Genomic DNA, 18,944 nt, shown 5'->3' with positions numbered 1-18,944 from the left:
CAATTGAGAATCGAACAAATCATACTGGCTTATAATTTGAGATATTTTGAAATTAACTAGCACCACGAGTAGATATTAAAAAACTCTGGCAATTCCAGAGTTTTCGTTTTTATTTTGCTTCAATAAGTCCGTAATCACCATCTTCACGACGATAAATAACATTAGTGGTAGCATCTTCAGCATCTGTGTAGATGAAGAAGTCATGGCCTAATAAATCCATTTGTAAAATCGCCTCTTCTGCATCCATTGGTTTCAAATCAATATTTTTGGTACGAACAATTTTAGCTTCTGGTACTTCTTCTACCGCTTCAGCAACAAATTCTTCTGAGAAAACCGCACCTGTCGGAACTTTTTCGCGGTGTTTCTTAGCGATTTTAGTTTTGTTTTTACGAATTTGGCGTTCAATCTTATCTGAGACTAAATCGATTGAGCCATAGAGGTCTTGCGAAACATCTTCAGCACGAAGTGTAATTGAACCTACTGGAATTGTCACTTCAACCTTGGCTGTTTTTTCACGATAGACCTTTAGGTTAATCTTGGCATTTAACTCTTGTGATTGATTAAAATATTTTTCAATTTTTGATAATTTTGACTCTACATAATCACGGATAGCTTCGGTCACTTCAATGTTTTCGCCACGAATACTAAATTTAATCATAGACTTCCTCTTTCTTGCGTTAAAACGCTTTCTTTATTTCATTTTACTATATTTGAAATATTTTGCAAGGATTTTTAGCGAGCCAATGAAAAAGTTTTTATCGTTTTCACGCCCTTTTCATCTAGCAGTTCTCTTGCTAATGCAAGAGTTGCCCCTGTTGTATAAATATCATCTACTAATAATATTTTACTTGGTAATTTTTGCTGGTCTCTTACTTTTAAAAATTGCTTGGTTTTTAATCGTTCTTCCTTTCTTTTACTGGATTGTGCGGCTTTATCTTTTTTATTGACAAGTAATAGATTTCGGTAAGCAATTTCTCCGTCATCAAGAAATCCTATGACCTGATTAAACCTCCTTTTATGATAACTAGTATCACTCAAAGGAATAGGGACTATGGTATAGTCTTTATATTTCTTCAATTCATTTTTGATTAGGGAGGAAAAGATCTTTCTTAATAGGTAATCTCCTTGAAATTTATAAGAGGAAAAGTAATTCTTCATTGCTTGATTATAGGTAAATAGAGCCTGATGATCCACTAAATTCCCTTTATTTTGCCAGTATTGGCAATCTTGACAGATTTCTGATATCCCTGCTTTGCAGCAGTGAGGACAATGAGGACTTTCAATCCTTTCAAATTGTGACCAGCACTCAGGGCAGATAGTATCCTGTTTTCGATGGGTTAAAATTAAGGAAGTGAAATGGTTTTGTGAACTAACTGATTTACTACAAATTAAACAAAGCACTTATAAACCCCCTCTCTTATTCATCTCTTTGATATCCTTAATTGCTTTTTTCATCTGTTTACTTATCCCATCGTGATAAAAATTTAAGAGACCGATGGGACGACTATCGCTTCTGCCAACACGACCGCTAATTTGTACAAGGGCAGATTTTGTATAAAGTCGATGATTAGCATTTAAGATAAAGACATCAATTTCTGGAAAGGTGACACCGCGCTCTAGAATTGTTGTTGAAATAAGAATATCTAGCTCTCCTTCCCTAAAGTCTTGGACCTGTTTCAGACGATTTTCCATCTGACTAGAGACAAAACCGATCCTTTCATCCGGAAAATTAGTTTTTAGGATGTCGCCAAATTCTTCACCCTCCTTGATAGTGGGATAAAAAACTAATAGAGGATAACCCGTCTTTCTTTGTCTAGCAATATCTGAGTGCAGTTTTGATGGTAGTTTCCGATTTTTTATGGCCTTCTCAATGTTGGATAACCAGACTGGTCGAGGTACAACCAAGGGGTAGGCGTGAAAGCGGCGGGCCAGATGAACTCGCCTAAGACGCCCCTTTTTCACCTCTTTATCCAAGTGATCCGTAGAAGTGGCTGTTAGAAATATTTTGGAACCATCCGATTTTAAAGCATTTGCAACAGCCTGGTAAAGCACTTTATCATCAGCGTAAGGAAAGGCATCCACTTCATCAATAATGATGAGATCAAAGGCCTGATAAAATTTAAAAAGTTGATGAACGGTTGAAATAAGCAAAGGAGCACGATGATATTCCTCCGAATCGGTGTGAAGGAGAGAAATATGACAGGTAAAGTCACGTTTAAAGCGTTGATACAGTTCTCGGCAGACATCAATCCTAGGGCTGACCAAGGCCACGCTAGCACCTTTATCAAGGATTAGAGAAACTACCTTATAAATCATTTCTGTCTTGCCTGATCCTGTCACAGCGTGAACCAGAATATTTTCTCTAGCTTTGACAGCTGAAACTAGTAAAGCTGATATCTCTGCTTGGTAAGATGTCAACTGACCCTGCCAATTTAGATAGTTTCCTCTTTTAAAATTTTCTTGGGGGAAATAACAAAGCTTATTGTCCGTTGTGATTCTTCCAAAAACAATACAATTACGACAGTAGTAAGAACCGTCTGGCAAACACCACTCAGATAGCAACCTACTATTGCAGCGGCGACAGTATAATTGATCCGCTTTTTTAAAAGTGGCAGGGAATTGATAGGCTCTTGCTTTTAGCTTAGGTGATAATTGATAGTCTAAAAACTGGCGCCCATAATAATTTTCTAAATGATCCATATATTTATTTATTCGTATAAGGAATAAATATGATAAAATTTTTTCATGGCTTATAAAACAATCACTCAAGATAAAATAATTGAAGAAACTATAAAAAAATCACGTTTCCTTTGCCACATGAAACGAGTAAGTAGTGAGCAAGAAGCTCGTGATTACATTGCTCAAATAAAAAAAGAACACCATAAAGCCAACCATTCTTGTTCTGCAATGATTATCGGTGATAAATCGGAAATAAAGCGTTCAAGCGATGATGGCGAACCCAGCGGCACCGCGGGTATCCCTATGCTGACCGTTCTTGAAAAGCAGGAGTTGACAAACCTTGTTGCTGTTGTCACTCGCTATTTCGGTGGTATAAAACTTGGGACAGGCGGACTCATCCGCGCTTATTCCGGCTGTGTCGCACACGCCATCGCTGATATTGGTATTGTTGAGGTTAAGAGGCAAGATGGTATTCAAGTTGAACTCACTTATTCCCAATATCAAAGTTTCCCCAACTTTCTAACTAGCCAACGGTTACAGGAAGCTGAGACCGAGTTTTCTGACAGGGTCCTATCGACTATTTTTGTAGATCCAGAAAAATCCACTGCTTGTATAGAAGATTTAAATGAGTTTTACAATGGTAAGGTGACGACTAAAAAGGCTGGCAATCAGATTGTTGAAGTACCCATGAATAATTGATAATGATTCCCTATCGCTATGATAGAGAATTTATATTTTACAGAATCTCTATGGCAGATTATACTAAAGACATAATTTTATGCTAAGAGGTGAATTTATGTCTAAGGTTTATGATAACATTACAGAGCTCATCGGGGATACTCCCATTGTTAAATTAAATCACATTGTGCCAGAAGGAGCTGCTGATGTTTACGTTAAACTGGAATCTTTTAATCCTGGATTTTCAGTTAAAGACCGCATCGCTCTTGCTATGATTGAAGCTGCCGTAAAAGATGGAACACTCAAACCAGGAGATACTATCGTTGAACCTACCAGCGGTAATACTGGCATTGGTCTGGCTTGGGTTGGTGCTGCTAAGGGCTATAAAGTTATTATCGTTATGCCAGAAACCATGAGTATTGAGCGCCGTAAAATTATTCAAGCCTATGGAGCTGAATTAGTATTGACACCTGGTAGCGAGGGGATGAAGGGGGCTATTAGCAAGGCCCAAGAGATTGCTCAAAAACAAAATGGATGGGTGCCACTTCAATTTAACAACCCGGCTAATCCAGCTATCCACGAGGTTACAACCGGAGCTGAGATCGTTGAAGCTTTTGGCCCAACTGGACTTGATGCCTTTGTTTCCGGTGTAGGTACTGGGGGCACTATTTCTGGTGTTTCGCACACATTAAAGAAAACTAATCCAGATGTTAAAATTTATGCAGTTGAAGCTGATGAGTCAGCCGTGCTTTCTGGTGAAAAACCCGGTCCTCATAAAATTCAAGGTATCTCAGCCGGATTTATTCCTGAAACCCTTGATACCAACGCTTATGATGGCATTATTCGTATTACATCTGATGAAGCCTTTGCTACCGGTCGTGAGGTAGGCGGCAAAGAAGGTTTCCTAGCCGGTATCTCATCAGCTGCTGCCATTGCCGCTGCTATTAAGGTGGCTAAAGAATTGGGAACGGGCAAAAAAGTTTTGGCTATTCTGCCTGATAATGGTGAGCGTTATCTATCAACAGCCTACTATGATTTTGACTAATCCAAGAAGAAAAGTCTGAGATGATTCGTCTCAGACTTTTTGTATTGAATGACACCTGTAGTGGTTACTTGAGATATTCCAAACCTTCTTTTATCCAAGTATCCATACTGTCAGCTAGTGGTTTGAAACCAATTTTATAACGGCTGTTTGAGAATCGGTGGCGGTGAGAAAAATGATGTTTTTCTTCCTCCAAGGTTCTCAATGATAGACTGGCTTTTTTACTGTATTCATCATAATCGACTACTTGAACTTCTACTTCCTGCCCTATTTTTAGCACCTGATAGATGTTTTCAACATAGCCTGTTGTGATTTCCGAGATATGAATTAACCCTGTTGTTCCATTTTCTAGACCAACAAAAGCGCCGTAGGGTTTGATCCCTGTGATTGTCCCCTTATATTTTTCACCAATTTTCATCAGTCAAAAACCTCAACTGCTTCAATGACGACATCATCAACTGGTTTATCTTGAGCGCCAGTTTCAACAGCAGCAATTTTATCAAGTACTTCAAAGGATGCTTCATCGGCCAATTGTCCAAAGACTGTATGGCGACGATCAAGGTGCGGTGTCCCACCAAGAACATAAGCATCAGCAATAGCTTCTGGCCAACCGCTGCGTTTTAACTCTTTAGCAGAGTGAGGGAAGTTTTTATTTTGTACAATGAAAAATTGGCTACCATTGGTATTAGGACCAGCATTAGCCATGGAAAGTGCCCCGCGTAGATTATAAAGTTCTTCGGAAAACTCATCTTCAAAGCGCTCTCCATAAATAGATTCGCCGCCCATACCTGTACCAGTAGGATCACCGCCTTGAATCATAAAATCGGGGATAATACGGTGGAAGATCACCCCATCATAATAGCCATCTTTGGCTAGGGCGATAAAGTTAGCTACTGTTTTGGGTGCATGTTCTGCAAAGAGCTTGACACGTAAATCACCCATATTAGTTTTAATCGTCGCTTCAGGACCTTGAACATCATCTAAATGCAATTGTGGAAATTGTAATTCTTTTTCTACCAAACCTAGTTCCTCCAAGGCATATAAAATACCGTCTTCTTCTACTTTTTTTGTCACAAAATCTGCTTTTTTCTGCAATTCCGGATGGGAGACCCCCATAGCAATTGCGAGTCCAGCATAATCAAAGAGTTCCATGTCATTTAATTCATCGCCAAAAACCAGAACATTTTCAGGCTTCAAGCCTAAATGCTCTACCACTTTAGCAACCCCCAGAGCTTTTGAAGTTCCTTTGAGAACAACATCAGATGAATGATCATGCCAACGTACCAGACGCAGCTGTTCAGCCAACTTTTCAGGCAGCTGTAAATCATCCCCGATGTCCTCAAAGGTCCACATCTGGTAAACTTCGTGATCTTTATTGAAATCAGGATCAACCTCAAGTCCCGGATAAACATTGTCCATAGCCTTGTTAATCATGTCATTACGATGGGATAGAACCGCTTCATGACGACCTGCTAGACCATAGTGGATGCCAACCTCATCGGCCCAAGTCTTATACTCTTCAACTAAATGAGCTGGAATCGGGCGTTTAAAAATAATGTTTTTCTTATGATCTTTGACGTAGGCTCCATTGAGCTTAACGCAATAATCAGCATTCAAATCCAAAACTTCGTCAGGTACCCCATAACGAGCTCGACCTGAAGCAATTCCCGTAACAAGTCCTTTAGCTTTTAATTGTTCAAAAACATAAGGGATAGATGCAGGCATATAGCTCGTATCTTTGACACGCAAAGTATCATCAATATCAAAGAATATTATTTTTATCTTTTTTGCTTTATATTTTGTTTTTGCGTCCATAGATTCCTCACCAGTCGTTATTATATCATTTCTGCTTATTTTTAGCTGTATGCAGGTGACCTCTGCTTTTTCTTGCAGATTTTTTATGAGAGATTTCCTATTTGTCCTTGTTTTATTCGTCTTCCTGTGGTACCAAGCTATGTCTAAAGGCGTAGACGACAGCCTGAGTACGATCTTCTACATTTAATTTTGCCAAGATGTTGGAAACGTGTGTTTTAACAGTTTTAAGCGAGATGAAGAGCTCATCTGCAATCGTCTGGTTATCATAACCCTTGGCTAGAAGGCGCAAGACATCGCGTTCACGGGCTGTCAATTCATCATGAAGTTCCGGATGCTGATTATGGTACTGAATCTTTTGATCCACTTCAGTCTCAATAGCCAACTCTCCCTTAGCAACTTTACGAATACTATTAAGAATTTCGGCCGCACTGGACGTTTTTAACATATAGCCTTTAGCTCCTGCTTCGATGACAGGATAAATCTTTTCGTTGTCCAAATAGGAGGTCAAGACCAAAATTTTAGCCTGCTTCCACTCCCTTAAGATGGCTAAGGTTGCTTCAACACCATCCATCTCAGGCATGACCAAATCCATCACAACAACATCTGGTCTTAGCTCCAAAGCTAGATTGACACCTTGACGACCATTGTCCGCTTCCCCGACAACTTCAATATCAGGTTGCATATTGAAAAAACTTTTCAATCCCATTCGAACCATCTCATGGTCATCTACTAGAATAATCTTAGTCTTCTGCGTCATTTTTTTCTTCCCCTTCTTTATCTTCTAAAATTGGCAGGCGGATATCCATGGAAACACCCTTACCTTTGCTGCTTAGCATGGTCATTGTACCAGCTAGATCATCAACACGATCCTGAATGTTTTTCAAACCATAGCTCAACTCTCGGCTAGCATCCATATCAAAACCTTCCCCATTATCAACCATCTTAAACTGGACTTCATTTTCTGTTTGATATAGATAAACTTCCAGACGACTGGCATGGGCATGTTTTAAGGTATTTGAAATGAACTCTTGGGCTATTCTAAAAAGGTTATCCTCAATAATCTTAGGCAGCTGGGTGATGTCTTCTTTATAGATGACCTCAATATTACTTTTATCTTTCAGCTCCCTAAGCAATATAGAAATCCCTTCTGACAGGGTACGCCCTTCCAACTCAGTTGGCCGCAGATGTAGAAGCATAATCCGTAAGTCATTCTGAGCACTGATAAGTGCGCTTTCAATCAGGCTTAGCTGCTCTTTAAGCTGATCTTTGTCAATATTATCCAAATTTTGCGCCACGCCCGAGAGCATCATGGAGGAGGCAAATAATTCCTGACTGACAGTATCGTGAAGGTCACGAGCAATCCGTTTGCGTTCTTGAGTGACTAGAGTACGACTATTAGAAATATAGGCATTCTCCGTCTTTTGCAGATTGGCTGTAATCCGGCTCATCTTCCTAGACAAGCGCTCAACATTTTTTCCAATTTCAGACTCTGGTTGCCTTGAAATCGGTTGATTATTGATAATCCGACGCAGACTTTTATTTAGGTGGCGCTTGCTGTTATCATCAACCACCAACCAAACGAGGATTAATAAGAAACTGATGGAAAACATCAGTAGAATAACAGAAAAGAGAAACTTCTCTAAAACCCTCACATTGGCAAATATATTTGCCGCATCCAGATTTAAACTATCAAAAATAATAAAGATAATAAAGCCTATGGTAACACATACGTATAGAAGTATTAAGAGAAAATCATTGCGTTTCATGAACGTACCACCTCGACTGAACCAGCTAGAACATTGACGACAATCTTGACAGAACGCAACAATTCCTTGTCATCTTCTTGTTCCATCCTGATGGATTGATTGCGTAGATCATATTCAGGAAAACCTAGGTAAGAAACACTAGCGTAAATAGAACTGACATCCAGTTTAACAGCTACGTCTCTTGGAACTAAAATCTTAGTAGGACCATAAATTTTTCTAATAAGAATCACATTATCACGTCCACTAACAATGACCTTAGTCAAATCAATAGTATCAGAGCCGCTGACACGGATAACATTGATATCATCAAAAGTGTAAAAATCCTGACTGATGTGACGGCTCGCACCAATCCACTGATTGGGTTTAGGAGCAACTGAAAGATTATCCTTTTCAAACTCTAAAACAGCGTATCGATTGCGGTGTTTAACCTCAGAAAAGTGATTGATAATAGTATAGGCAACGGCCAGTAAGATAGCTGCAATCATGTAAGGATTGAGCATAAACACCAAAAAGAGAAAGAGACAGCTAATCGTTAACAAGAAGCTACCGCGATTATCCCTGTTAAAAAATGAGAGAGCCATTAGAGTAAGCGCCAGAATTAGGATAAAAGCAATCAAGTTATCAGATAAAATTGTCAGTAAAGCCCCTGTTAGCAGCAAGGCTTCAACTAGTAAAAAGAACTGAAATTTTTTCATTGACATCCTTTCGTTTATCTGTCATTGTATCAAAATTCCCTTGAAATTGCAGCCGCTCTAACAATAATATCAATCAAGATAGGTCCCGAGAAGGAGAAAACAAGCTCTATCATTTACGATAATATCCACGAAAGAGTTTATGAAGCTTTTGAGGATATAAAAAATCCCATAAGATAATGAAAGGCAGACCAGTCACAAAAACAGGACTAAAGCCGTGATAAGGTCAAAAAATTTCTTCCTGATCAGAACTATTAAGCAGCAATATTTTTAGCTTTTGGAAGATGAAAACTCCATAAAAGCACATCCTCATTGCCCTTAATCTCAAAAAGAGAAGACCGGTCTGGTCTTCCCTAGATGTTGGACGCTCTACCTACTACAGTAGGCAAAGAGCCGATTTTCTTACGTTTTCCATAATGGAACAGGCAAATGATTTTTTAGGAAATTAAGACAAAGTCTTATTTTTTCTTTTTATTACCAACCAAACGCTGATAGGAATCGGAATGTTTAATATCATTTAACGTATCAGGTGTTGGATCACCTATGGATTCAGCCAGTTTGTCATCAACGTCCTTAAAAGCTGCAGCAACATCTCCTAGATATTTGTCGAAAGACTCCAGCATATCTTTAGTATTAGCAGCTGTTGCCTTAATAGCTGTATTACCTGATTGAATTGCTTCAGCAGCTGTTGCATCTAAAGTATCATCGCCAATATCTGTGATTTGATTGCTAAGATCTTCATAAGAATTTTTTACATTAGCTAATGCATCTGTATCAATTTTTTTCGTACTACTCACTAAATTTTCTCCTTTCAGTTATAACAAGTGACCTGCTTGGTTTTATAGTCAAAAAGCCAAGATCGTATATTATGGCGTATTATGCATCTTTCTTTAACTAGAACATCACTCCCTATCCCTCTACCTTATAATACTTCTTGAACTCCTCATAAGATCTTACGGTGTGCTCCTGACCATCTGTCGTATACTCAGCTGGAATTTTGACGCCGTCAAAGATGTCGTTTCCTTCCTTTGTAAAGAGCTGCAATATCTTGGCTGTCTCATCCATATCTGTGCCATCTTGCATGAGATAGAGTTTTCCGCCATTTTTGAGAATCTGATAGACCTTAGGATATTTTTTAGCTATTTGCCACTGCTTGGAGTTTTTAATGCCTTTTTTAGTCAGACTGATAGTATTGTCATAAAAATTGATTCCTTGGTTGGATAAATAATTATCTAAATCCGATAAATAATAAAAGCTGTCAGCGGCTGTTCTGTCTAAAAAGGAAGTAGCTTGTAATTGACTGGAATTAACGACTTTTTGAGTCGCAATATCAATAAAGATGGCACCAGATCTTTTATTTGTATCCGAATAAGAAACTCTGATATAGGCTTTCCCATTTGTACGGGTGATACTAAGCATATATGGAACGTAATGTTTATTAACTTTCCTAACCACATCTGCTACATTGATTTTGATGGGTTTGCGGTTAATACTTTTTTGATTAACCTTATATAATTCGATTGTCCAGTACTCCCCTTTTTGTAGAATATTCCTATCAAAGGCTGGTTCTATAGTCCTATAGCTTGATGGATACCCCCTTAATCTAATCTTATCTCTAATAAGATAATTTGAACTGACTTCTTCAAATTTCTTCACATATTTTTTGGAGTGGTTGGAGATATACTGTTCTGATATTGGATCAGTATTTATCCAAGAAACAGCTACCGTTTTGGCATTTAAGAAAGAATAATGTTTTATCTTTTGAGGTGATTTGTAATAAACGAATTTAGAATAATAGTCTTTTAATTGGTGTTCATGATAGACTTGATACCCCACATAGCTTCCGCAAGAGAAAATAAGCAGACAGACAACTGCCAGCAGAGATTTCCAATGCCGCTTCAAAAATGACCTCATGCTTACCCCCTTCTACTGTGTCGGACTGACCTGATATTTATCACCTAGGTCATCTATAAAGTCATCACGAACCTTACCATCATCACTACGATAATCTAAAGCATCATCCAGATACCAGGTTCCCTTATCCAAATGGCCATTGCGGCCACTGGCAGGATCGCTTCCAGAGGCTTTTTCAGCCATATTAATCTCGTTGACCTTGTTCATATACTCAACCGTTGCGTCAAAACTGTCTGCCAGGGATTTGGCGGCTGTTGGGTCTCCAACAGCTGAGCGGGAAGCCGCCCCCAGATTGCCGTCAGCCGGTAGGCTTCTTGCCAACTCTGGAAAAGCCGACAAGAACCTGTGAACTAAAGGGCTTTTATCTTGAAAAATTATAATACCGCATAAACTCTTCATAAGAATTAACAGTATGTTCTTGTTTGTCAACGGCACGAAACTCGGAAATCGGCAGGTCTTTAAAGACTCCGGCTTCGCCATCCTTGTTAAACAGCCCTAGAACAGAAGCATTGGCTTTAGTGTCGACTTTTAGATCATCCACCATCATGGATAAGTAACTGTTATCCTTTAAAAGCAGCTGATAGGCTTTAGGGTATTGAGAGGCGATAGGAAGATTAGCACCTTGGCTTTTCAATTTTTTAGAGTCAAATAGGGACGCATAAGAAGTACTAAAATCCGACATCCCAACATCTCTAAATCGATTATTGCTATCATCATCGGGGAGGTCAGGATAGACTAGAGCTTGATAAGCCAATTCGTTCGCTCTACTATTTGGATTTTCAATGCTTTCTTTATAGACATTACCATCCATCAGTTTGTGGGTAGTGAGATCAATAATACGTGTGCTAGCACTTACAATAACTTTTAACCCCTTGTGACCATTCTGAAGCGGCAGGATTGGCCCATATATCGAAAGAGTGCCTTTTGTCGGTTCCCTTAATTGAAACAAATCAAGTGTTGATTTTCTCAGATGGTCCCCTTCGCGTTTATAAATAAGCAGCTCCCACTTTTCACCCTTTTTCTTTTTAAGATGATCAGGCTGATACGGATCGCTGTCATAAACACCTTTTAGATTGGCATTAAGCAAAATAAGATAGTCTGAACTCGTCACAATAGGACGAGGGGAGCTTTTTTTCAGGACTGAGCGCTTTCCGTATTTCTTCATCTTTTCCAAATCCTTGGTCTGTTTTTGCTTAAAATGAGTCACCACCGCATGCCCCTTGTCGATGAAGGCATAGTCATCAATCTCAAATTGACCGGTATAGGTATCGTAGGCCCCATAGTATTCTTTCATATTGCCAGTATAGTCCAGATAAAAGATATAGGCGCCAAGGGCTGTGACAGAGAGGGCCAGAAAGGTTAGAAATAATTTTTTTTCGTTGTCATAGAAGGCCTCCTATTCATACTTATATTCATATGTATCTTCCAAATAGTTTCTGTAACCTTCTGCGCTCATTTTCTGACCTGGCTGACTTAACTCATCTAAATACTCTTCCATATCATTGATTTGAGTGGCATCTAAATCAGAGAGCTGAACACTAGGATCTCCTGCTAAATAACGAATCACCTCATCATCAGCCTTAGCTTTAAGAGTCTCCTTAATGGTCTTTCTGGCCTCTGCTTCACTTATTCCCTGAGTCTGAGCGACATAGCCCACGGCTCCTTTGGTATCCATCTCGCGAAGTCTTAAGGTGGCGTTAAAATCGTAGTAGTGATCCGTCGAGTAGGCCATTGTCGAGGAATTTTTACTAGCACTGGAAAAGCCGACAAGAATCTGAGCTAAAGGGCTTTTAGCTTGAAAAATTATAATACCGCATAAACTCTTCATAAGAATTAACGGTGTGTTCTTGTTTGTCAACGGTATAAAATTCAGAAATCGTCAGGTCTTTAAAGACTCCGGCTTCCCCATCCTTGTTAAACAGCCCTAGAACAGAAGCATAAGCCTTAACATTAGACTTCGTATCATCCGCCATCATAGATAAATAGCTGTTATCCTTCAGAAGCAGCTGATAAGCTTCAGGGTATTGGGAGGCAATAGAAAGATGAGTTTCTTGGCTTTTTAATTTGTTGGCCTCAAAAGGAAATGCATACACGCCTCCTAATAAACCAACATCCGCATATCTATTTACACGATTCTTTCCGGTACCTGAATATACTATATTCCTCGAAATATTACCACCAAAGGAGGTAATTGTAGAATGATAAGAAGACTTATCAACGACTTTATGTGTTATGAGATCAAGATAAGCAGATTTAAACCACCCCAATGTTATACTCAATCCTACATGTCCATTATTTAAACGAACCAAAGTCTCATTTACTCCGATAGTATTATTAACTGAGGATTGCAAGTCAAACAAATTGAGTGTTGATTTTCTCAGGTGATCTCCCTCGCGTTTATAAATAACCAGGTCCCGTGTTTCACCCTTTTTCCTTTTAAGATGATCAGGGCGACTATACGGATAGGAGCCAGAATTTCCTTTTAGATTGGCAGTAAGCAAAATAAGATAGTCTGAACTCGTCACAATAGGACGAGGGGAGCTTTTTTTCAGGACCGAGCGCTTCCCATACTTCTTCATCTTTGCCAAATCCTTGGTCTGTTTTTGCTTAAAATGAGTCACCACCGCATGCCCCTTGTCGATGAAGGCATAGTCATCAATCTCAAATTGACCGGTATAGGTATCGTAGGCGCCATAATACTCTTTCATATTGCCGGTATAATCCAGATAAAAGATATAGGCACCAAGGGCTGTGACAGAGAGGGCCAGAAAGGTGAGAAATAATTTTTTTTTCGTCGTCATAGAAGGCCTCCTATTCATACTCATATTCATATGTATCTTCCAAATAGTCTCTGTAGCCTTCTGCGCTCGTTTCCTGACCTGGCTGACTTAATTCACCTAAATACATGTCCATATCATTGATTTGCTTGGCAGTTAAATCAGAGAGCTGAACACTAGGATCTCCTGCTAAATAACGAACCACTTCATCATCAGCCTGATTTTCAAGAGTTGTCTTAATGTAGTTTCTGGCCTCTGCTTCACTTATTCCCCGTTTTTGAGCGACATAGCCCACGGCTCCTTTGGTATCCATCTCGCGAAGTCTTAAGGTGGCGTTAAAATCGTAGTAATGATCCGTCGAGTAAGCCATTGTCGAGGAATTTTTACTAGCACTGGAAAAGCCGACAAGAATCTGAGCTAAAGGGCTTTTATCTTGAAAAATTATAATACTGCATAAACTCTTCATAAGAATTAACAGTGTGTTCTTGTTTATCAACAGAATTATTCTTGGAAATAGGAAGATCTTTGAAGACTCCGGCTTCCCCATCCTTGTTAAACAGCCCTAGAACAGAAGCATAAGCCTTAACATTAGACTTCGTATCATCCACCATTATGGATAAATAGCTGTTATCCTTCAGAAGCAGCTGATAAGCTTCAGGGTATTGGGAGGCAATAGAAAGATGAGTTTCTTGGCTTTTTAATTTGTTGGCATCAAAAGGAAATGCATACACGCCTCCTAATAAACCAACATCCGCATATCTATTTACATCGTTTTTTCCTGTATCTGAATATACTATGTTCTCCAAAATATTACCACCAAAGGCTGTGATTGTAGAATGATAAGAAGACTTATCAACGACTTTATGTGTTATGAGATCAAGATAAGCAGATTTAAACCACCCCAATGTTATACTCAATCCTACATGTCCATTATTTAAACGAACCAAAGTGTCATTTACTATGATAGAATTATTAACTGAGGATTGCAAGTCAAACAAATCGATTGTTGATTTTCTCAGGCGATCTCCCACGCGTTTATAAATAACTAGTTCCCAAGTTTCACCCTTTTTCCTTTTAATATGATCGGGCTGATACCGATCGGGGGCATAATCTCCTTTTAGATTGGCAGTAAGCAAAATAAGATAGTCTGAACTCGTCACAATAGAACGAGGGGAGCTTTCTTTCAGGACCGAGCGTTTTCCGTATTTCTTCATCTTTTCCAAATCCTTGGTCTGCTTTTGTTTAAAATGAGTCACCACCGCATGACCCTTGTCAATGAAGGCGTAATCATCCAATTCAACTTGACCGGTATAGGCAATATAGCTCCCGTAGTGCTCTTTCATATTACCGGTATAGTCCAAATAAAAGATATAGGCGCCAAGGGCTGTGACAGAAAGGGCCAGGAAGGTAAGAAATAATTTTTTTTTCGTTGTCATAGAAGGCCTCCTAGTGATACTCATATGTATCTTCCAAATAGTCTCTATAATCTTCTCCACTCGTTTCCGAACCTAAATCACCTAAATACTTTTCCATATTACTGATTTGAGTGGCATCTAAATCAGAGAGCTGAACACTAGGATCTCCCGCTAGGTAGGCCACAACAGTTGAATCAAGATTCGGATCCTTGCCACGATTTTTCATCTTTTCAGCCTCGTAGATTGTCTCTTTGATATACTCACTAGTTGATTGACCTTTTGTATCAATTCCTCTGGACTCTACATAGCCCACGGCTCCTTTGGTATCCATCTCGCGAAGTCTTAAGGTGGCGTTAAAATCGTAGTAATGATCCGTCGAGTAGGCCATTGTCGAGGAATTTTTGCCGGTGACATCATCCAGGTACCAGGTCCCCTTATCCAGATAGCCATTGCGGCCACTGGCAGGATCGCTTCCAGAGGCTTTTTCAGCCATATTAATCTCGTTGACCTTGTTCATATACTCAACCGTTGCGTCAAAGCTGTCCGCCAGGGATTTGGCGGCCGTTGGGTCTCCGACAGCTGAGCTGGAAGCCGCCCCCAGATTGCCGTCAGCCATGTTGGACAGGACGTTAAAGGTCAAGCCGGCGGCTGGATTGAGGGAGGTCAGGGCACCTGATGCAATGGCTTTAGACACTTCCTTGGTATAGTTATCCAGAGCCTTTTTCCTGGCCTTCTGCAGTTCCGCGTATTCTTTGGAATCTGATTTAACCTGGGCGCCGACCTGGTCATACACCTCACCGCTGTGGAAACGTTTCGGATCATCTCCCGTCCAATCGCCATTTTCATATATTCTTGCACCAATTTCAGAACCCTTAGGCAGACCTGTCTTCTTATCTGCCTTCTGGACGCTATAGCTCTTATTCGCATAATCAAAACTGATCCCTCGGCCATTATTATCAAAACTGAAATTGGATAGGGCGACGTCATGATGATAGCTAGTGTAGATTTGCTCAGGCCCTGTTTTTTTACCCTCTTTAGTGTAGCTGCCGACTTCCAGATAAGCTGCTGAATTGAAAACACCTAGGTAATTGTTATAGGCTTCCAGACGGGTTTGAAGGGCTTGCATCTGCTCACTGTTCAGCTGGCTGGGATCCGCATCATAGATACGGGTCATTTCCGCCATTAAGAGCGTTGCGCGGCGGTCGCCGGCTTCTAAGAGATTAAGAAACCACTTGTTGTTCTGGTCCGTATCATTTTTATTTAAAGCCTCAAACAGTTTGTCGTATTTCTTGCTGTAGCGGTTCTCCCCGCCCAGCTTAGCGCCTTCTTCCATCCAGTCAGTCATCTCATCAGCGGCCACATCATACAGCCCTTTGCTGACCTTATCAGGATTGATATCTGTCACCTTCCCGGGGTCCTCGCCCATGATGGCTTTTAAGGCCTGGCCGTCCTCCTTGCTGGAGATGGCGTCGATATAATACATCTCATCAGCGGTAAAGTCCCCGCGCTTGATGGCCGCATAGACTTCCTTGGGGCTCCACTCCCCCATGTAGCGGGCATTGTTAATCACCTGCTCAAAGCCCTGAATCACAGCTGCCTGTGAGGTCAGATTGCTGGTGAAGCTAGTCCAGGCCGTCTCGACATTGCTGGCCATGGTCGTGCGCTTAGTGCCGGCGGTTGAGAAATCTGTAGTCGCTGTCTCTTTGATAGCATTCAAATCTGGAGCTTCCACCTCAGCGACTGCTGCAGCCGTGTCAAAAGTCGACTTGAGACTGGTTATTGTCTCGTTAAGCGCCTCAATCTGGCTGCCGCCAGCTGAATAGATCTGCTTTAAGCTTTCAGCACCGGACAGCTTAGACCACATGCGGCTCTGAAATCCCAGTCCTGTCAAGGCTCCTTCATAGTCACCAACTGTCTGGGCATAGGTATCCAAAGCCACCGGAAACTGATCAAACAGCTGGGACTGCATGGTGTTGAGCTTATTCATAAAGGCGGTAATCACCTGACCCTGCTGATCATTTTCTTCAAAGGTGGTCGTATAAGTGCGGTAAGTCTTATTGGCAGCTGTGCTGTAGCTGTCGGTAAACTGGTAAATCTGCTGGGCATAGTCACCCAAGCCACCGATATCTTCTACTTTCGGAAAGGTTTCTGTTTCTGCCATAGTATCCTCCTTTTCTATATTTGACTAAAGCTGACTTTTGAGAGCTGCGACGCTAGCACTTGCGATATCTGCATTAGTCTTCGCTGCAGAATAGGCGCTTTGCAAGTCAGCCAACAGATCGTCGCGCTTGCCGTCCAAATCCTTACTGGCAGTCGTTGCGATCTTTTCTTCATTTTCCGACATATCGGCATAAGGCTTGCCAGCTAATTTGTAGTTTTCTTTGATATTAGAATGGCTCTTGAGCGTCCACTCCACCTTAGTCGAGGCACGTGAGACCAAAAGGATGGCTTTCATAATCGCTTCTGCTTTGGCGGAAGCTTGAGCCGATAAACTTTCTGCCTGATTAATTTTCGCTTTTAAAGCGGCTTTGTCATTATCACTCATTGTCTTCTCCTATGTAAGTTACTTGCATTTTAGAAGCTTTTTTATCCTCTAAATACCATTGTTCTTGGAAACCTAATGGGCTTTCTTGTTTAGGTTTGTTGCTTGGAGTCAAAATACCTTGGTCTCCAAGCTTCATATCAAACACCATCTGCTTGGTCGTTTTGACAAACTTGCTTGCGACATCAATCCGATTGGCTAGGACTGTATCAGACAAGATCAAACTGCTGTATCCAGCCTGACGCCCCTTATCCAAAATATAGGTCAAATGGTGCTGGGCCTTGCGATCCAGCTGAGAAATGAGATTGGCAAAATCATAAAAAACAAACAGATTCTCTTTTTCCCTATCATTGGCCTTAACTTTTTCTTTTAAGCGAAATTCACTCGCCTCCAACAGCTCACTGATCTCTTTTATATCCGAAACCAGCTCATAGCGGTCATCCTCTGGCAAGAGGTGCAAAGGCGGGGCAAAGACAAAAACCTGTTCATCAGATAAGTCTAGATTTTCCAAGGCATAACTCAAAAACAGCTTTTGATGTTCCTGGTCATTGCTCAAATAGAGCAGATTGGATTGGCGGCGTTTCCAGCTGATCAGCTCTACCGTATCCTTATGCAGACCTAAGGCCAAATGACCGTCATGTAGGGCCTGCTGGTAGTCTTTACGCCGACGGAATTCCTCAAGTACCAAGATGTCAGGAACCATTGGAATCGCCCGCGGCAGATCGCCAGTCCAAGCCTCCTGCATCTGCTTAGCTTCGGTTTTCAAAGCCTGCAGGAAGGCCGCCGAGTCCTTGGCCTGAAGCGGCAGATAAAACTGCACCATATCCACTTCTTCTCTAGCCATCAGAGCCCGGCCCTTAATATCGTCCATATGGCGATAGGGTGTACTTCCCACGACATTCGTGATGTCACTGGAGTCATTTTGATGCAGTACGAGCTGCATCTTGATATTAGAATGCAGGGCAATCCGAACGTTAAGCTGACGCCCTGCTGTCAGCATCAAATGCATACCTAAAGCAATACCCTCACGAGCTAATATAATTAATTCGTTGACCAAGGCCGTCTCAAAAGCTTCATTTTTCATAGCATCATAATTGTCCAAGACCACCACGATATGTGGCAGATGCTTGCCGGTCAGCTCTTGATAGACTTCCAGAGTAGCTGCCCCATCTTTGGCTAATAGTCGCTTACGCTGGCTGTGCAAAGCTTTAAGCCGCTGGATTAATTTGATCAGCTTATCCGGCTGATCCATAGAAAAAGTATCAGCCACTTGTGGGAAGGACCTGAAAACCGACAGTCCGTTAGTTCCAAAGTCAATCAAATAAAGCTCTAAATCTCTGGGCGAATAATGCCGGACTAAATCAAGAATAGCGGTTTGCAAGAAGGTCGTTTTACCAGTGCTGGGACCGCCATAGAGAGCCACATGTCCGTCATGAATCAGATCGATCGAGACCGCCTCCTGTTTCTGGGCATAAGGCATGTCGGCCATACCAACTGCAAAACGTAAATCAGAAGCTGAAGAATTCCAAGCCTTTTGGAAGGCTGTTTTCTTTAGATAAATCCTCTCTTTCAGCGGCGGCAGCCAAGGCTGGGCCAGCTGGGTGATCTGTCTGTCTTTGGCTAC

General features: G+C 40.9%; 21 protein-coding genes. 2 read left to right on the top strand and 19 right to left on the bottom strand.

Going from position 1 to position 18,944, the window contains the following annotated elements:
- Positions 1-109: 109 nt before the first annotated feature.
- The 3 genes from hpf to ACFOSE_RS02860 all read right to left on the bottom strand — a co-directional run bounded on the left by hpf (position 110) and on the right by ACFOSE_RS02860 (position 2,700).
- Entirely contained in the window at positions 110-658 is a 549-nt protein-coding gene (hpf, locus tag ACFOSE_RS02870; RefSeq protein ID WP_380430264.1) for a ribosome hibernation-promoting factor, HPF/YfiA family, read from the bottom strand.
- A 74-nt stretch (positions 659-732) separates the two neighbouring features.
- Positions 733-1,401 (bottom strand): ComF family protein, encoded by a 669-nt coding sequence (locus ACFOSE_RS02865; protein ID WP_380430262.1) that lies wholly within the window; start codon positions 1,399-1,401, stop codon positions 733-735.
- Positions 1,402-2,700, bottom strand: coding sequence for a DEAD/DEAH box helicase (locus ACFOSE_RS02860; protein ID WP_380430260.1), 1,299 nt, complete (start codon positions 2,698-2,700; stop codon positions 1,402-1,404).
- Between the two features lie 45 nt (positions 2,701-2,745).
- On the opposite strand from ACFOSE_RS02860, the gene ACFOSE_RS02855 reads away from it, so the two are divergent.
- Positions 2,746-3,378, top strand: a complete 633-nt coding sequence (locus tag ACFOSE_RS02855; protein ID WP_380430257.1) for a YigZ family protein — start codon at positions 2,746-2,748, stop codon at positions 3,376-3,378.
- Positions 3,379-3,475: 97 nt separating this feature from the next.
- Positions 3,476-4,402 (top strand): cysteine synthase A, encoded by a 927-nt coding sequence (cysK, locus tag ACFOSE_RS02850; protein ID WP_380430254.1) that lies wholly within the window; start codon positions 3,476-3,478, stop codon positions 4,400-4,402.
- A 64-nt stretch (positions 4,403-4,466) separates the two neighbouring features.
- Here cysK and ACFOSE_RS02845 read toward each other — a convergent pair whose 3' ends face one another.
- From ACFOSE_RS02845 to ACFOSE_RS02770, 16 genes are all read right to left on the bottom strand, one after another.
- Positions 4,467-4,817 carry a S1 RNA-binding domain-containing protein gene (locus tag ACFOSE_RS02845; RefSeq protein WP_380430252.1) on the bottom strand — a complete coding sequence of 117 codons (351 nt, stop codon included), beginning with the start codon at positions 4,815-4,817 and terminating at the stop codon, positions 4,467-4,469.
- Complete coding sequence (locus tag ACFOSE_RS02840) at positions 4,817-6,214, bottom strand: bifunctional Cof-type HAD-IIB family hydrolase/peptidylprolyl isomerase (protein ID WP_380430249.1); 1,398 nt, start codon at positions 6,212-6,214, stop codon at positions 4,817-4,819. The genes ACFOSE_RS02845 and ACFOSE_RS02840 overlap by 1 nt, the downstream gene beginning before the upstream one ends.
- A 112-nt stretch (positions 6,215-6,326) precedes the next feature.
- The gene (locus tag ACFOSE_RS02835) at positions 6,327-6,971 is read right to left on the bottom strand and encodes a response regulator (RefSeq protein WP_380430247.1); all 645 of its coding nucleotides are present in this window, start codon (positions 6,969-6,971) and stop codon (positions 6,327-6,329) included.
- Entirely contained in the window at positions 6,955-7,980 is a 1,026-nt protein-coding gene (locus tag ACFOSE_RS02830; protein ID WP_380430244.1) for a sensor histidine kinase, read from the bottom strand. Before ACFOSE_RS02830 ends, ACFOSE_RS02835 begins: the two co-directional genes overlap by 17 nt.
- Positions 7,977-8,675: a cell wall-active antibiotics response protein LiaF gene (gene liaF, locus ACFOSE_RS02825; RefSeq protein ID WP_380430242.1), complete on the bottom strand. Its 699-nt coding sequence runs from the start codon at positions 8,673-8,675 to the stop codon at positions 7,977-7,979. Before liaF ends, ACFOSE_RS02830 begins: the two co-directional genes overlap by 4 nt.
- Before the next feature lie 455 nt (positions 8,676-9,130).
- Positions 9,131-9,469, bottom strand: coding sequence for a hypothetical protein (locus tag ACFOSE_RS02820; protein ID WP_380430239.1), 339 nt, complete (start codon positions 9,467-9,469; stop codon positions 9,131-9,133).
- A gap of 112 nt (positions 9,470-9,581) precedes the next feature.
- Entirely contained in the window at positions 9,582-10,586 is a 1,005-nt protein-coding gene (locus ACFOSE_RS02815) for a hypothetical protein (protein WP_380430237.1), read from the bottom strand.
- Positions 10,587-10,598: 12 nt separating this feature from the next.
- A complete protein-coding gene (locus ACFOSE_RS02810) occupies positions 10,599-10,907 on the bottom strand; it encodes a hypothetical protein (protein WP_380430235.1) in 309 nt (102 codons plus the stop codon).
- 40 nt (positions 10,908-10,947) lie between these two features.
- Positions 10,948-11,880: a hypothetical protein gene (locus ACFOSE_RS02805; RefSeq protein WP_380430233.1), complete on the bottom strand. Its 933-nt coding sequence runs from the start codon at positions 11,878-11,880 to the stop codon at positions 10,948-10,950.
- A gap of 102 nt (positions 11,881-11,982) precedes the next feature.
- Positions 11,983-12,414 (bottom strand): hypothetical protein, encoded by a 432-nt coding sequence (locus tag ACFOSE_RS02800; protein WP_380430230.1) that lies wholly within the window; start codon positions 12,412-12,414, stop codon positions 11,983-11,985.
- Complete coding sequence (locus tag ACFOSE_RS02795) at positions 12,377-13,387, bottom strand: hypothetical protein (RefSeq protein ID WP_380430229.1); 1,011 nt, start codon at positions 13,385-13,387, stop codon at positions 12,377-12,379. The genes ACFOSE_RS02800 and ACFOSE_RS02795 overlap by 38 nt, the downstream gene beginning before the upstream one ends.
- A 10-nt stretch (positions 13,388-13,397) precedes the next feature.
- The gene (locus ACFOSE_RS02790; protein ID WP_380430227.1) at positions 13,398-13,829 is read right to left on the bottom strand and encodes a hypothetical protein; all 432 of its coding nucleotides are present in this window, start codon (positions 13,827-13,829) and stop codon (positions 13,398-13,400) included.
- Entirely contained in the window at positions 13,792-14,799 is a 1,008-nt protein-coding gene (locus ACFOSE_RS02785) for a hypothetical protein (RefSeq protein WP_380430224.1), read from the bottom strand. Before ACFOSE_RS02785 ends, ACFOSE_RS02790 begins: the two co-directional genes overlap by 38 nt.
- Positions 14,800-14,809: 10 nt before the next feature.
- Positions 14,810-16,939 (bottom strand): hypothetical protein, encoded by a 2,130-nt coding sequence (locus ACFOSE_RS02780; protein ID WP_380430222.1) that lies wholly within the window; start codon positions 16,937-16,939, stop codon positions 14,810-14,812.
- A gap of 24 nt (positions 16,940-16,963) precedes the next feature.
- Positions 16,964-17,323 carry a hypothetical protein gene (locus ACFOSE_RS02775; protein ID WP_380430220.1) on the bottom strand — a complete coding sequence of 120 codons (360 nt, stop codon included), beginning with the start codon at positions 17,321-17,323 and terminating at the stop codon, positions 16,964-16,966.
- Positions 17,316-18,944 (bottom strand): FtsK/SpoIIIE domain-containing protein (locus ACFOSE_RS02770; RefSeq protein ID WP_380430217.1); only part of this gene is annotated, 1,629 nt, incomplete at its 5' end. The genes ACFOSE_RS02770 and ACFOSE_RS02775, both read right to left, overlap by 8 nt.

It is taken from the genome of Streptococcus dentapri (genome assembly GCF_042649885.1).
Lineage (GTDB): Bacteria > Bacillota > Bacilli > Lactobacillales > Streptococcaceae > Streptococcus > Streptococcus dentapri.
The sequence above is the reverse complement of the archived record's forward strand: the minus strand, read 5'-3'. Positions and strand labels throughout refer to the sequence as shown.

Coding starts and splice junctions, on each gene's coding strand:
- ACFOSE_RS02780 (WP_380430222.1), bottom strand. CDS start 16,939: ATGGCAGAAACAGAAACCTTTCCGAAAGTAGAAGATATCGGTGGCTTG.
- ACFOSE_RS02845 (WP_380430252.1), bottom strand. CDS start 4,817: ATGAAAATTGGTGAAAAATATAAGGGGACAATCACAGGGATCAAACCC.
- ACFOSE_RS02790 (WP_380430227.1), bottom strand. CDS start 13,829: ATGAAGAGTTTATGCAGTATTATAATTTTTCAAGATAAAAGCCCTTTA.
- ACFOSE_RS02800 (WP_380430230.1), bottom strand. CDS start 12,414: ATGAAGAGTTTATGCGGTATTATAATTTTTCAAGCTAAAAGCCCTTTA.
- ACFOSE_RS02855 (WP_380430257.1), top strand. CDS start 2,746: ATGGCTTATAAAACAATCACTCAAGATAAAATAATTGAAGAAACTATA.
- ACFOSE_RS02805 (WP_380430233.1), bottom strand. CDS start 11,880: ATGAAAGAATACTATGGGGCCTACGATACCTATACCGGTCAATTTGAG.
- ACFOSE_RS02860 (WP_380430260.1), bottom strand. CDS start 2,700: ATGGATCATTTAGAAAATTATTATGGGCGCCAGTTTTTAGACTATCAA.
- ACFOSE_RS02795 (WP_380430229.1), bottom strand. CDS start 13,387: ATGACGACGAAAAAAAAATTATTTCTCACCTTTCTGGCCCTCTCTGTC.
- ACFOSE_RS02785 (WP_380430224.1), bottom strand. CDS start 14,799: ATGACAACGAAAAAAAAATTATTTCTTACCTTCCTGGCCCTTTCTGTC.
- ACFOSE_RS02815 (WP_380430237.1), bottom strand. CDS start 10,586: ATGAGGTCATTTTTGAAGCGGCATTGGAAATCTCTGCTGGCAGTTGTC.
- ACFOSE_RS02840 (WP_380430249.1), bottom strand. CDS start 6,214: ATGGACGCAAAAACAAAATATAAAGCAAAAAAGATAAAAATAATATTC.
- ACFOSE_RS02835 (WP_380430247.1), bottom strand. CDS start 6,971: ATGACGCAGAAGACTAAGATTATTCTAGTAGATGACCATGAGATGGTT.
- ACFOSE_RS02775 (WP_380430220.1), bottom strand. CDS start 17,323: ATGAGTGATAATGACAAAGCCGCTTTAAAAGCGAAAATTAATCAGGCA.
- ACFOSE_RS02830 (WP_380430244.1), bottom strand. CDS start 7,980: ATGAAACGCAATGATTTTCTCTTAATACTTCTATACGTATGTGTTACC.
- hpf (WP_380430264.1), bottom strand. CDS start 658: ATGATTAAATTTAGTATTCGTGGCGAAAACATTGAAGTGACCGAAGCT.
- liaF (WP_380430242.1), bottom strand. CDS start 8,675: ATGAAAAAATTTCAGTTCTTTTTACTAGTTGAAGCCTTGCTGCTAACA.
- cysK (WP_380430254.1), top strand. CDS start 3,476: ATGTCTAAGGTTTATGATAACATTACAGAGCTCATCGGGGATACTCCC.